At 69.8% G+C, this 13,968-nt stretch carries 11 protein-coding genes; 5 read left to right on the forward strand and 6 right to left on the reverse strand.

Annotated elements, in window-relative coordinates:
• The first annotated feature begins 2 nt into the window (after nucleotides 1–2).
• From Psi02_RS29895 to Psi02_RS29915, 5 genes are all read left to right on the forward strand, one after another.
• A complete protein-coding gene (locus Psi02_RS29895; RefSeq protein WP_239095281.1) occupies nucleotides 3–1,433 on the forward strand; it encodes a phospholipid carrier-dependent glycosyltransferase in 1,431 nt (476 codons plus the stop codon).
• A gap of 260 nt (nucleotides 1,434–1,693) precedes the next feature.
• Nucleotides 1,694–3,697, forward strand: coding sequence for an LCP family protein (locus Psi02_RS29900; protein WP_239095282.1), 2,004 nt, complete (start codon nucleotides 1,694–1,696; stop codon nucleotides 3,695–3,697).
• A gap of 275 nt (nucleotides 3,698–3,972) precedes the next feature.
• The gene (locus tag Psi02_RS29905) at nucleotides 3,973–5,727 is read left to right on the forward strand and encodes an acyltransferase family protein (RefSeq protein WP_203979175.1); all 1,755 of its coding nucleotides are present in this window, start codon (nucleotides 3,973–3,975) and stop codon (nucleotides 5,725–5,727) included.
• A gap of 108 nt (nucleotides 5,728–5,835) precedes the next feature.
• Nucleotides 5,836–6,972 carry a glycosyltransferase gene (locus Psi02_RS29910; RefSeq protein WP_203979176.1) on the forward strand — a complete coding sequence of 379 codons (1,137 nt, stop codon included), beginning with the start codon at nucleotides 5,836–5,838 and terminating at the stop codon, nucleotides 6,970–6,972.
• A 109-nt stretch (nucleotides 6,973–7,081) separates the two neighbouring features.
• Nucleotides 7,082–7,840 (forward strand): acetoacetate decarboxylase family protein, encoded by a 759-nt coding sequence (locus Psi02_RS29915; protein WP_203979177.1) that lies wholly within the window; start codon nucleotides 7,082–7,084, stop codon nucleotides 7,838–7,840.
• Between the two features lie 25 nt (nucleotides 7,841–7,865).
• Here the strand turns inward: Psi02_RS29915 and Psi02_RS29920 are convergent, their stop codons facing one another.
• From Psi02_RS29920 to Psi02_RS29945, 6 genes are all read right to left on the reverse strand, one after another.
• Nucleotides 7,866–8,756, reverse strand: coding sequence for a glycosyltransferase family 2 protein (locus tag Psi02_RS29920; protein ID WP_203979178.1), 891 nt, complete (start codon nucleotides 8,754–8,756; stop codon nucleotides 7,866–7,868).
• A 190-nt stretch (nucleotides 8,757–8,946) separates the two neighbouring features.
• Nucleotides 8,947–9,705 carry a CDP-alcohol phosphatidyltransferase family protein gene (locus Psi02_RS29925; RefSeq protein ID WP_203979179.1) on the reverse strand — a complete coding sequence of 253 codons (759 nt, stop codon included), beginning with the start codon at nucleotides 9,703–9,705 and terminating at the stop codon, nucleotides 8,947–8,949.
• Complete coding sequence (locus Psi02_RS29930) at nucleotides 9,683–10,723, reverse strand: iron-containing alcohol dehydrogenase family protein (protein WP_203979212.1); 1,041 nt, start codon at nucleotides 10,721–10,723, stop codon at nucleotides 9,683–9,685. The genes Psi02_RS29925 and Psi02_RS29930 overlap by 23 nt, the downstream gene beginning before the upstream one ends.
• Before the next feature lie 83 nt (nucleotides 10,724–10,806).
• Nucleotides 10,807–11,538, reverse strand: coding sequence for a phosphocholine cytidylyltransferase family protein (locus tag Psi02_RS29935; protein ID WP_203979180.1), 732 nt, complete (start codon nucleotides 11,536–11,538; stop codon nucleotides 10,807–10,809).
• 134 nt (nucleotides 11,539–11,672) lie between these two features.
• Nucleotides 11,673–12,278, reverse strand: coding sequence for a DUF5941 domain-containing protein (locus tag Psi02_RS40850; RefSeq protein ID WP_275415292.1), 606 nt, complete (start codon nucleotides 12,276–12,278; stop codon nucleotides 11,673–11,675).
• A 37-nt stretch (nucleotides 12,279–12,315) separates the two neighbouring features.
• Nucleotides 12,316–13,899 carry a CDP-alcohol phosphatidyltransferase family protein gene (locus Psi02_RS29945; RefSeq protein WP_275415293.1) on the reverse strand — a complete coding sequence of 528 codons (1,584 nt, stop codon included), beginning with the start codon at nucleotides 13,897–13,899 and terminating at the stop codon, nucleotides 12,316–12,318.
• Between the last annotated feature and the right edge of the window lie 69 nt (nucleotides 13,900–13,968).

Here is a 13,968-nt window from a genome sequence, read left to right on the forward strand (position 1 = left end):
CGGTGTTCGCGCTGGGCTCGGCCCTCCGGATCGTGACGATGGCCGGCTTCCGGCCCGCGCTCTGGTTCCCGGACTCCTACACCTACGTCGTGACGGCCATGCGCCCCCGGCCCGACCTGGTCCGCCCGGCCGGTTACTCGATGTTCCTGCGTCTGCTGGAGCCGTTCCACAGTTTCGCCGCGGTCACTCTCGTGCAGCACCTGCTCGGCCTGCTGGTCGGCGTCCTGATCTACGTGACCGTCCTGCGCGCCGGAGGGCGCGCCTGGCTGGCGGCGCTGACCACGGTCCCGGCGCTGCTCGACGCCTATCAGATCCAGCTGGAGCACCTGCTGGTCTCCGACTCCCTGTTCACCCTGCTCGTCGTCGCGGCCGCCTGCCTCCTGGCGCGCGGCCCCGCCGTCTCCCCACGTACGGCTCTCGCGCTGGGACTACTCCTGGCCGCGGCGACCCTGACCAGGACCATCGGCCTTCCGCTGATCGCCGTGTTCGGGCTGTACGTGGTGTGGCGCGGCGTCCGGGAGGGGGGCTGGAGACGGCTCCCCCGGACGCTCGGCGTGTTCCTCCTGGCCGGCCTGATCCCCATCGGGGCGTACGGCGGCTGGTTCTACGCCACCTACCACCGAGTGGGCCTGGTGGGGTCGAACGGGGTGTTCCTCTACTCCCGGACGATGATGTTCGCGGACTGCGCCACGATGCGGCCGCCTCCTGACCTGGCCGTCCTGTGCGATCCGCGGCCGCCGTCGGCTCGGCCGTCGCCTCCGGACTACATCTGGAACGCCGCGTCTCCCCTGGTCCGGCTTCCCGGCATCACCTTCTCCCAGGCGAACGACGCGCTCGCCAACCGGTTCGGCATGCTCGCGATCCGGAGCCGGCCGCTGGACTTCGCGGGCTCCGTGCTGACCGAGTTCGCCCGCTCCTTCACCCTTGGCCGGCCCGTCTACCCGGACAAGGCGACCTACGAGTCCTATGAGTTCCCCGTCGTCGCTCCTCCCCCTCCGGACCGGGACCCGGCGGTGGCCGGGGCCGCCCTCGCCGAGCGGTACGAACGGGGCCCGCTCACGGTGACGATCGCCGAGCCGTACGCGGGGTGGATGCGGGCCTACCAGGGCGTGGCCTACCTGCCGGGGGCGCTCCTGCTCGTCCTGCTGCTCGTGCCGCCGGCGGCCGTCCTCCTGCGCCTGCGGAGTCACGGGGCGCGGCGTTCCCCTGGCATCGAAGGCGGGGACGGCCTGGCCACATGGGCCGTCTGGCTGACCGCGGTGGCCCTGCTGGCGGTGCCTGCCGCCACGGCGGCCTTCGACTACCGGTACGTCCTGCCCGCGGCGCCGCTCGCCTGCCTGGCCGCCGCTCTGGCCGTCGTCCGGGCGCTCCCCGGCGCCCGTACGACCTCTCCCGACCCGGTCGAGACCAGCGATGATCAGGTCGTTTTGTGAAATCCCAGTAAACCTGGAGTTTGCCGCATACCCTGAAATGTCCTGGTTTTAGTATGCTCGGCCCTCGCACCATTACGGTGCGGAGCACCGCGATCAGGGCTTACGACTCACCGATCGGGGCGCCTTGTGTGCTTCCGTGACCTAATCTCGGAGCGCGGCAAAGTGATCGCCATTCAAGGAGGACACGTGTGCAGGCGAAGCAGTAGTCCCTCCCACTGTTCGCCCGCCGGTCCGATGGTCGACTCGGCGAAGGAGGCCCGGTGAGCGACCGCCGTCGCGTCTCCCCCGGCGACCCGACTCCCCCATCTGGCGACCAGAGGGTCTGGAGCGACCCGCGCGGCGGCCGGGATCACTTCGGGCAGGACTCGAACGGCTTCGGCGCCGACCCGTTCGGGGGCGACTCCTACGGGGGCTTCTTCGGTGACGACGCCCATGGGGCGGACTCTTTCGGCGCGGACTCGTTCGGGCAGCCCGCCCACGACGCCCCGCGCGGCCGGCGCTCCGATGCCAGAGCGGGCGACGTGCCCGCCGGCCGGGACGCGTACGACGACCTCTACGAGGACGAGGCGCCCAAGCGCCGCCGCAGGCGCGGAGGCGGGGACGAAGAGGACGAACTCGCGTCCGTCGGCGCCGGCGCCCGGTCCAGCCGTGCACGCGGTCGTGGACGGGGCGGCGATTCGGCGGAGCCCGCGCTCGCGACCGGGTACGGGGCAGGCGGCACGGGAGACTTCGAACCGCCGGACGGCAAGTCCGGCGACGGCGCGAAGCGCACCCTCGGCGTCGTGGGCTGGATCAGCATCGTGCTCACGAGCGTCCTGGTCCTCGGCACGCTGACCGCCTACAAGGTCTACCGGGACACCTTCGGCCTCATCAAGCGCGGAGCCTCGACGGACGACCTCGACAAGAACCGTCCCGTCAACCAGACCGGCGCGATCAACGTGCTCCTCGTGGGTTCGGACACCCGCGCCGGGGACAACGCGAAGTACGGCAAGGGTCTCGTCAACGACGGCGAGCGCACGGACACGATCATGCTGCTGCACGTCGCACCCAACCGGGACGGCGCGACGCTGGTCAGCTTCCCCCGCGACTCCATGGTGCAGATCCCCCAGTGCCGCAACACCCAGACCAAGGCCGTCACGCCGGCCCACCTCGGCATGATCAACTCCGCGTTCTTCGACGGCGGGATGATCTGCACGCGGCGGACCATCGAGACGCTCACCGGGATCCCGGTCGACCACTACGTGAAGATCGACTTCACCGGCTTCAAGAACATCGTGAACGCGCTGGACGGGATCACGATCTGCGTGCCCCAGGACGTGAACGACGACCAGGCCAAGCTCCACCTGAAAAAGGGCACGCACCTGGTGAAGGGCGAGACCGCCCTCGCCTACGTGAGGGCGCGGCACGGTCTGGGTGACGGCAGCGACATCTCCAGGATCAGGCGGCAGCAGGTCTTCATCTCCCAGATCGTCAAGAAGGCGACGAGCAGCTCGATGCTCACCGACGTCGGCAAGCTCAACGCGTTCATCAAGGCCACCGCCGCATCGGTGACCATGGACGACGCGCTCAACGCGGGCGAGATCCTGCAGATCGCACAGAGCGCGCAGAAGCTGAGCGCGAGCGGTTTCAAGGCCACCACGGTCCCCTGGGAGGCGTACACCCCCGACCCCAACCGGGTGCAGTGGAAGCAGCCGGCCGCGAACAACCTGTTCAACGCGATCAAGGGTGACACCGTGGTCGCCAGCCCCACGCCGAGCCCCGCCAAGGCCACCGCGCCTGCCGGCGGCACGAGCACCGGCACCACCGGCGGCACCGGGACGACCGGCACGCCGGAGGCCCCCGTCACCAGGCCGCAGCAGGTGAGGGTGGCCGTGTACAACGGCACCAACACCGGCGGCAAGGGCAAGGAGGTCGCGGACGAACTCACCGCACAGGGCTTCAAGGTCGTGAGCATCGGCAACGCCACGAAGGCGGGCGGCGCCGACCAGCCGAAGACATTCGTCCGCTACGAGGGTGCGGGCGCGGCCTCCACCAAGATCCTCACCGCCAAGCTGCTCAACGAGGTGACCCCGGAGATCGGCAAGGTCACGGCGAGCGCCCCGTCGACCAAGTACACCCCCTCCACGCCTCCTCCGGGCCCGAAGGCCAAGGCGAGCGGCCCGACGCTCCAGTTGGTCGTCGGCGCCGACTGGAAGGGCATCCGCATCCCGCTCAAGGTGGGCGACGACGCGGTGACGTCCAAGACCAACATCTGTGCCGGCTGAGGTGAGCCGCGGCCGGGCGGGCATACCCGCCCGGCGAGTTCGCTTGACCACTCCAGTCGACTGGTGTCAGATGTGTCATGTTTCACCTCGTGCGCGACATCCGATCTAGGGGACGTTAAGGTAAAGAACCGGTGAACGCGCCCTGTTCACCCATTCGACTGATCCGCAAGGGCGCCTTCGCTAATGTCCGATACGGGCCGCGCCGCGGATCCCCAGGATCCGCCCCCGCATGAGCAACCGCCGATCCCCCCGACAGATAGCAGAGCGTTTCTCTCGTGAGTGACTCCCGCCACCAATCTCCGGTTCAGCCTTCGGGATCAGGTGTCACCCCCGATGCCGAAGACGGGCCCACCGGCGTGATCAGCCGCATCTCGGGCGATCGGCCGCCACCACGAGGGGACGGACTCGAGGCGGGCCGCCGCGAAACCGGTCCGGCCTCAGGGCCCTTCGATGTTCCCGCTCCGATCGACAAGCCGCCGCTGCCCGTACGGCAGCCGCGCAGGCGGGGAGCCGTCGCGGCGGCCGGCCAGGCGGATCAGGAGACGCCGGCTCAGGGGTTCGACTACTTCGCCGCCTCCGCCTCGCCCAAGAGCGGCGGTTCCGACCCCCGCTCACCGGAGACGTCGGGGGCGTGGGCGCTCCAGGGCACCGGGCCGCACGCCTTCCCCGCCTCGGCCCGGGACCCCCGGGCCCCGCAGTGGCCGGATACCACGCAGGCCGGCGGGCCCGCCGGCCAGTGGGATCCGTGGAGCCGGACGGCGCAGGACGGCAACGGGGGCGCCCGGCAGGCCTTCGACGGGACCGGGACCACCGACAGGCCGACCCGGGACAGGCCGATGCGGGACCGGCCCATTCGGGATCTGCCCGACGAGGACCTCTCCGTGCCCGCGTGGGCGTCGGCACCGGCCCGGACGGCCACGGGACCGCTTCCCCAGGAGTTCACCCAGGGGACCCGCCAGGCCGCACCGCCCGGATGGGACGGCCAGGAGCCCGAGCGGGAGCCCGAGCCCGCGCCCCAGAGCAAGAAGCGGCCGCGCGAGCCTTTCCTCGACAACGTCAAGTTCGTCCTGATCGCGCTCGTCGCCACCGGCCATTCACTCGTCCCGACCCTGGCGGCCGACTCGTCCCGCGCGGCCTATCTGTTCATCTACGTCTTCCACATGCCGCTGTTCGTCACCATCAGCGGCTACCTGTCCAGGAACTTCTGGAACTCCAGCACGAAGACCACCAAGCTCATCGACAACTTCCTGATCCCCTACGTCGTCGTCGAGATCGGCTACGCCGGACTCCGCACGGCCTTCGGGCACAAGTTCAGCATCTCGATCACCGATCCCGCCTGGCTGAACTGGTACCTGCTCGCTCTGCTGCTCTGGCGGCTGTCGACGCCCGTCTGGCAGCGCGTGCGCTTCCCGCTGGTGATCGCGGTGATCATCTACGTGGTCGCGGGGATGACGGATCTCTCCGGCGACTTCAGCGTCGACCGGTTCTTCGGGCTCCTGCCCTTCTTCGTCCTGGGACTGGTGATCAAACCGGGCCTGTTCGAGTTCCTCGCCCGCGCGTGGGTGCGGGTGCTGTCGGTCCTCGTGATCGCCGGTGCCGCCGCCGTGGCCGTCTACCTGGTCAAGAACTACTCCGTGAAGCTCGGCCCGATCTACTACAGCCAGAGCTACCCGGATCTCCACCTCATCTGGTGGAAGGGCATGGTCCTGCGGATGGCGCTCCTCGGCGCCGCGCTCACGATGTCGGCCGCCGTGCTCTCGCTGATCCCCCGATCCGAGACCTGGTTCTCCGACCTCGGCACGCGCACGCTGTACTGCTACCTCCTGCACGGCGTCCCGGTGATGATCGCGAAGGAGATGGGCTGGCTGAGCGCCCCGTGGCTGTTCGGCCCGCTCGGAGTGGCGGCCATCGCGAGCGCCTGTTTCGCCCTGGCGATCGTGCTCTGCATGCCCATCACACGCACGTTCTTCAAGTGGCTGCTGGAGCCCCGGCTCAGCTGGCTCTACCGGAAGTCCGAGCAGCCGGCCTAGCCTCTCGGGGCCGCCGACCGGCCGCTACAGCCGGAAATTAAGCAGCAGTTCGGCGGCCATTCACCCGGCGCATTCGGACACTTCGGACCGAACAGCAAGCCTCCCCCTATGAGGGTATGCGTCGGCACGATAGTCCATCATCCGGAGGACGCACGGATCACCCACCGGCAGATCCGTGCACTGCTCGACGCGGGTCATCAGGTCACCTTCATCGCGCCGTTCACCCACTGCAACGTGACACCGCCGCCGGAGATCCGGCCCATCGACGTCCCTCGGGCCGTGGGCCTGCACCGGAGGAAGGCCATCAGAGCCGCCCGCACGGCGTTGAAGCGGGGCGTGAAGGACGCCGACATCCTCCTCATCCACGACATCGAACTGCTGCTGGCGCTGCCCCGTAAGAGGCCGCCGACCGTCTGGGACGTCCACGAGGACACCGCGGCGGCGATGGAGGCCAAGACCTACCTCCCCGAGGCCATGCGGAGCGTTCTCCCTCCGCTGATCAGAGGCATGGAGGGCCGGGCGGAGCGGCGCATGCACCTGTTCCTCGCGGAGGAGTCCTACCGGGACCGCTTCGTGGGCGACCACCCGGTGATCCCCAACCTCACCTATGTGCCGGACACCCCTCCCCAGGCCCCGGGTGACAACCGGATCGTCTACATCGGCCAGCTCGCCCGGGCGCGCGGCGCGCTCGAGATGATCGAGCTCGCGCGGCGGCTTCGCGGCCACGGGATCCGGCTCGACCTGATCGGCCCAGCCGACGCCGACGTCCGGCCCCTGCTGAGGGACGCGCAGCGGGAAGGCGTCCTCGACTGGTTCGGGCACGTGCCCAACCAGCACGCGCTCAGGATGGCCGAGGGCGCGCTCGCGGGGCTCTCCCTGCTGCACGACCTGCCGAACTACCGGGGGTCGACGCCCACGAAGGTCATCGAGTACATGGCGCGAGGCATTCCGGTGATCACTACGCCGCTGACCAGGGCGGCCTCCCTCGTCGGGCGGGTCGACTGCGGCACCATCGTCCCGTTCGGCGACGTGGAATCCGTGGTGAGCGCGGTGACGCAGGCCGTGCTCCGGCTCCGCGACAACCCCGAGCGCCGCAACGCGATGGGGGCGCGCGGCTATTTCGAGGCGCTGCACCACCACCACTGGCCCCTGGTGTCCGGCGAGTTCGTCGGCCACCTGGAGCGCTGGGCCGACACGCCGGGCTCGTCACAGGCCCGGCAGCCCGACCGCGCCATCCCGGTCTGACCGCGCGAGCCGCCGAATCGACCGGCCCGCACGGCCCGCACGGCCTGACAGCATGACCTGGCAGCACGGCGGCTACCGCGGGGTCACCCGGGCTTGCTGTACTGGGAGCATGGCAAGCCATCTCATCCTGGGCCGCCGGGTCGACATCCCGCTGGAGATTCGCGACGCCACGGTGTGCAGCGCGACCTACCTCGTGCGGGCCGACGCCGCCCGGGCCGTCCTCGCATACTCAGGGATGGACGTCACGGAGCTCCTGCCGGGCAAGGCGGCCTGCACGCTGGTCTTCGCGCAGTATCGGGACTCGGCTCTGGAGGACTACCACGAGTTCGGCGTCGCCTTCCTGGTACGACCGCCGGAGGCGGAGCCTCCGCCGTCACGCGGCCTCCTGGCGGGCGTCAGGGACATGCGCAGGGCGGGCTTCGGCACCTTCGTCCACTGGCTGCCGGTCGACCGGAGGCTCACGCTGGAGGCCGGCCGGGCCATATGGGGCTTTCCCAAGGAACTCGCCGACATCGAGATCCGGCTCGGCACGCCGTACAAGCGGTGCATTCTGCGCAAGGACGGGCGATTGGTCATCGACCTGCTGATCCGGCCGGGCACACCGCTTCCGGGGACGGGCTCGATCGCGATGGACGCCTACGCGCATCTCGACGGGGTCACCCGGCGCGTGCCGTGGTCGATGCGGCCCCGGGGAATCCGCGCCCGGCCCGGCGGCGCGCTGATCCGGCTGGGCAACCATCCGATAGCCAAGGAGCTGAGCGAACTCGGGCTGCCCAAGCGGGCGTTGATGACGAGCTCGATCAGCCATCTGTCGATGTCGGTCGGTGAGGCCCGCCCACTGCCGTCCTCGCGGCCGGCCGAGGCCTGACCGCACGGACCGTCCGCTGCGGGATCTAGACGATCGGCGGGCGGCCGAGGCGGAGCATGCGCCAGGCGGTGCGCCAGGCCATCGGGCGGCGCTCGCCCGCGGGCTGGCGCAGCCCTTCGCCGAACCCGTGGAACCACGCCTTGAGCGCGCTCGTCGCCCGGACGCGGGCGAGGGTCAGCGCGATCCAGTTGAACAGATACAGGACGGCCAGCGGCCACGGCAGGTTCCGCCGGGCCAGCCAGACCCGGTTGCGGGCGTTCATCCGGTAGAACTCGGCGTGCCGGCTCGGCAACACCAGGGGGTGGTACATGACCGGCTCGGCGTCGTACTCGATGCGGTAACCCTCGCCGAGCAGCCGCCAGGCCAGGTCGGTCTCCTCGTGCGCGTAGAAGAAATTCTCCGGCAAGCCGCCGACCTGCAGGTACGCCGACTTCCTGATCGCGCACGCGCCGCCGAGGAAGGTGGTGACGGGCGAGGACCGCTCCGGGTCCCCCGCGCGCAGCCGGGGAACGTGCCGCCGTTGCACCGAGCCCCCCTCCGGCTCCATGACCCGGAAGGAGATGACGGCGAGGTCGGGCTCGTGGGTGAACCTCTCGCGAACATGCGCGGCGACCTTGGAGCCGGCGTACCAGCCGTCGTCGTCGAGGAAGAGGACGACGTCGCCCGAACACTCCTGGACGCCTCGGTTACGCCCCTCGGGTATGCCCACGTTGTACGGAAGCCGTACCGTCTTGATCGCAGCGGCCGAATCGGGCAGCGGCTGGGCGGTCAGTCCCGGCACGTCGGCGCCGTTGCCGACGATCACCACTTCGACGTCGCCGTCGGTCTGGGTCAGGGCGGACTCGACCGCCCGGTCGAGCTCGGCGACCCTGTTGCCCATGGTGAGGATGACGCACGAAAGCTTCACCGCGGTCATCGCCTCAGCATCGGGACGGCTACATACGATTTCATGATCACCGAGTCTGTATGGCCGGGCAATCCGGAATCCGCCTTATTTACTGAAAAATAAGAGTATCGGAACTCCCGGGAAACCCCTACCAAACCACGCATGTACGGACGACCGGTTTCCCCTTGGCCATCGGTCCGATACGTGCGCGCGGTGTTGATCACGAGAGCCGCCTCGACGCGAGGATGCTCACCAGATGCAGGATGAGCTGGAGGACGGCGATGATCGCGCACGCGACGACGAGGATCCGGGTGGCGGGGAACCAGAAGTCCAGAACGGCGGCCACCACGACGATGATCGACAACTCGATGGCCTGGATGACCCGGTGGAACCGGAGCGCTCCGACCACCTTTCTGGCCAGGCCGAGACGGCTCGACGTGAACTCCCCCGCCGACGTCTCGGTCGCCGCGACGAGGCCCGAACGGGCCCGGGCGACGTCCACGAGGTCGGTCTCCGACTTGATCAGGATCGCGCCCAGAGCCGCGGCGAAACCGAGGATGGTGTACCAGTCGGGGACGGTCTCCGAGGCCCGGAAACCCAGGCCGATGAGCAGCGCGGCCTCGGCGAAGTAGTGACCCACCCGGTCCAGGTAGATCCCGGTGATCGACGTCCGGCGCGTCCAGCGGGCGAGCTCGCCGTCCGAGCAGTCGAGCAGGAGGTAGAGCTGGATCAGCAGGGCCGCCGCCAGCGCCGCCCAGAACCCCGGCAGGGCCAGTACGGCTCCCGCCGCAACTCCGGACACGATCATCAGACCGGTGACCTGGTTGGGCGTGATGGGCGTCTTGGCCAGCAGCCAGGTGGCATAGATGGACAGGTGCCTCATGTAGAGCAGGCCCGCCCAGTGTTCACCACTGCGGCGGTCCATCGTGGTCTGCGGTTGGGCGACCGCGCGAAGCTCAGCGACCGACGGCGTGGACATATCCCTCAACTTTCGCGCGGACCTCGGTCTCCGAAAGCCGAAGGTGCTCGAGGATGGTGTAACGGCCGGGCCGCGTGCTCGGAGCCAGCATCACCGCGGCGGTGAACTGCTCGAGGGTCAGGCCGACATCTCCCGGGACGACGGGCAGATCGTGGCTCCTGAGGCAACCGGCGACGTCGTCGAGCCGGCGGGAGTCCTCGCGGAGGTAGAAGCAGAACGCCGCGCCGATCCCGGCCAGCTCGCCGTGGTTGGACGTTCCGGGGTAGAGCTGATCCACAGCATGCAGGATCTCATGATCACCGCCGCTGCTCGGCCGGCTTGACCCGGCGATGACCATAGACATGCCAGACAGAATCAAAGCTTCCGCGAGGACGGTCAGGAAGGCGTCGGACTCGATCGAGTCCGACCGCCCGAGCACCGCCTCCGCCGCCGTGCGCGCCATGGAGATCGCCAGCCCGTCGATGGGCTCGCCGCGCTCGATGTTGCCGAGGTGCCAGTCCTCGATGGCCGACAGGTTGCTCACCACGTCGCCGACGCCGCTCCTGACCAGGGCGGCCGGGGCGTCGTGCACGAAGTCGAGGTCGACCATGATCGCCAGCGGCATGGGCACGCCGAACGAGCCCTTCCCGCCCTCGTGGATCAGGGAGGCGACCGGCGAGCAGATGCCGTCGTGCGAGAGGTTGGTCGCCACCGCCACCATCGGGATGCCGGCCAGCGAGGCGGCGTACTTGGTCGCGTCGATGGTCTTGCCGCCGCCGACTCCGACGACGGCCTCATAGGCGCCCTTGCGCAGGTCGGCGCCGAGCGAGACGGCCGCGTCGACGGTGCCGTCGGGCACCCGGAAGACCCGCGCCTCTCCCAGCGAGGGGGCGATGACCTCGGCGATCCTGTCGCCCTGGCTCGTGCCCACGGCGACCGCGACCCGGCCGGAGGTGGCGACCCGGCTGTCGGCCAGCAACGCGCCGAGTTGGGCTATCGCGCCCCGCCGGACCTCCATCGTGAGGGGGGCGGGGAGCATTCTTGCCAGAATCGGCATGAGAACTCCTCAGGCGGCGAGAACGTCGTGCGCGTGGGGTCGGGGAGCCGGGCGGCCCGGTGGTCCTAGTAGCGGCATGCGATCTCACGGGCCTTCGCAAGGTCGTCGTGGTTGTCCACCTCGACCCAGTCGACCTTGCCGATCGGCGCCACCGCGATCTTCTCTCCACGGGCGACCATCTCCTGGTAGCCGTCCTCGTAGTAGAGCTGCGGGTCGCGCTCGAACGTCGTCTGGAGGGCGTCGGCCAGCCGCTCCGCCGCTCCGGGCCTGATCAGCGTCGCGCCGATGTACTCGCCGTACGCCTCGGACGGCTCCATGAGCTTGGTGATCCTCTTGAGCCGGCCGTCCTCGAGGGTGACCTTCATCTCCTCGTCGCCGAGGGACTTCACGTCGTCGACCGCGAGCAGGACGTCCCCGCCGTCGTCAGCGGACAGCAGCGTCCGCTCCACGGAGACCGGGTGGACGGTGTCCCCGTTGACCAGCAACGCACCCTGCCCGAAGTAGTCACGCGCGCACCACAGGGAGTACGCGTTGTTCCACTCTTCGGCCTTGTCGTTGTGGACGAGCGTCAGCGTGACCCCGTGACGGCGCTCGAGGTCGGCCTTGCGCTCGTGTACGGCCTGCGCCTGGTAGCCCACGATGACCACGACCTCGCGGAGGTCTACCGCCGCGAGGTTGCGCAGGGCGATGTCGAGGATCGTGGTCTCACCGTCGACCGGCACCAGTGCCTTGGGCAGGGTGTCGGTGTACGGCCGCAGGCGGCGTCCAGCCCCTGCTGCCAGCACCATTCCGAGCAATTTCTCGCACTCCTCGAGGTCGACCGTCAGACAGTAACCTCAAAGGTTAGTTGGCTTTTGGTCCGGATTGTGTAAGCCAGAGTTGGCTTGTAGTTAACCATGCGTGCCGTACCGGTGTGTTCGCGGAATGCGGCTCAGCCGGGCTCCGCGGCGCCCGCCACCTCCGCCCGACGGGGTACGGCGAGCCAGGAGGTGAGGCTCTCCCAGAGGAACAGGCCCCACAGGTAGACCGCGAGAATCCAGAAGTCAGCGGTCACCGCGCCGAACAGGCCGCCGGCGGCGATGACCAGCATGCGACCGTCCCAGCCCAGCCCGGCCATGGCGAGCCACTGCGGCGGATAGACGTGCTGACGCACGCGGTAGACGGTGTCGTAATGATGGAAGGCCATGGCGCCCAGCACCGCCATGATCAGCAAAGGTGGCACGGAACGGGCGAACCCGATCGAGGCGACGAAGCCGTACTCCGTGAGCCGCAGGATCGGTGGGACGAGCCAGTCGAGCCGCCCGTCGTGCCGGTGCGAGCTGCCCGAGCCGGCCAGCAGCAGGGCCGCCGCCGGGGCGAACACCGCGACGTCGTCGACGCTCGCCACTCCCATGACCAGGAGGACCCCGGTCACGAAGGCCCCCACGAGCGCTGGAGGAAGCGGGGGCAGCTGGCCGACGACCAGGAGACCCATGCTCCTCGCCAGCAGCCCGTCGTCGCGGTAGGCCACCACGGCGCTGCGCGGCACGGGTGTCATCTGTACGGAGATCATGAATTGCCTCGCATCATGCTCATCATGCGAAGGACCTCGCGATCCGGCCGGCGAGCGTGTAGAGGAGCGCGCCACCGCCCCAGGTCAGCAGGGCCAGGAACGTCACCCGGGCGTCGAACAGTGCGGCCGTGACGGCTATCAGCGCCATCCGCTCCCCGATGGGCAGCACGATGATCTTCTTGAGCCAGTAGGCCGCACCCGAGTCGAGCCGTCTCGACAGTGCGAGCACGGACGCGGCCCCGGTGGCCGGGGGACGCGTTCCCTGCACGGTGTCCCACGCATCGGCGAGCGAATACTCCCGTTCCGCCGGGTCGGCCGCCTTGGCGGCGTCCGCCACCGACCCCGAATAGGAGAAGTCGACCAGGTGCCTGACCGTCTGGAGGATCATCACCGCGACGGCCAGCGTCCAGATGCCGCGGGGCCCCTCCGGCGCCGCCGCGTAGCCTACGGCGAGGCCCGCGTACACGACGTACTCCTTCACCCGGTCGGAGATCGCGTCGAGCCAGTTCCCCAGCGGAGAGAACGTGCGGGTGTAGCGGGCGAGCTGTCCGTCGACGCAGTCGAGCACGAAGGACAGGTAGAGCGCGAGGGCGCCGATGATCTGGGCGAGCCGGTCGCCCTCGGAGAACCAGACCGCGGCGATGGCGGCCAGGCCGATGGAGATGCCCGTGACCGCGTTCGGCGTGAGGCTCAGCCGGGCGGCCGGCCGTACGAGATGGCGCGACCACGAGCTGACGCAATAGGTCGCGAAGAAACCGTCACCGGTCTTGATGGCCGCGTCCAGCCGGGCCGCCTGCTCGTCGACCTCGGCGAGCCGCTGAACGGCCGCGTCCGCCGCGATCTGACCGGCGACCCTCTCGCAGTGCAGCGGGCCGATGGCGGCGGCGCGTACGGGCACTCCCGCACGCACGAGCCCGGCCAGTAGCAGGTCGGCGACCTCGGTGTCCCCCGCGCGGCCGAGCTGACGGCTCTGCGCGAGCCGGGCGAGCTCGTCGGCCACATCGGCGAGGCTCCCGAGATGCGCCTCCCCCACCTGGAGGACTCCGCGGAAGGTGCCGTTGGCCCACTCGACCTGGTGGAAGGAGTTCCCCGCGGAGAGCACCGTGCTCGACTCGGTCCTGACCGGCGGGCGGAGCGGCCCCGCCTCCCCGTTCCCGACGATGGCGCCGGTGCCCCTCGACGGATGCTCGAGCAGGGCGGCCAGCGCCTCGGTGTGGGCGACCACGTCACCCGACAGGACGGCCACCGCGCTCGTGGACGACCTGGCCACTCTCGCCACGATCCGCAGGTCCTCCGCGAGCCCGTCGCTCGCCGTGACGGTGTGCCGGAACTCGGCCGCGCCGTCCAGGCCCGCCACGTCGTCCAGGCCCCGGAAGCTGTCGTCCCCGCGCGTGACCACGTGGACGTCCCGGACCGGCAGCAGGATCAGCTGACGCGTGAGCCTGCCGAGGAGGCTGCCGCCCGCGCAGGCCAGCCCGGCGAGCGGCGTGGTGGCGAAGACCACCACCACACTCCGGGCGGCCTCCGCACGGGACACGAGATTGTCCGAGACGCCGTGCCTGCTCAGATCTGCGCCCATCGCGTTCCCGCTTCCCAGCTCGACCACCCCCCCGAGAGTCACATCGCAACGTAACCGAGTGATCACGAGGTGGCAATCGCCTTGCCCTTCTCCTGA

It is taken from the genome of Planotetraspora silvatica (assembly GCF_016863315.1).
Classification (GTDB): Bacteria; Actinomycetota; Actinomycetes; order Streptosporangiales; family Streptosporangiaceae; genus Planotetraspora; species Planotetraspora silvatica.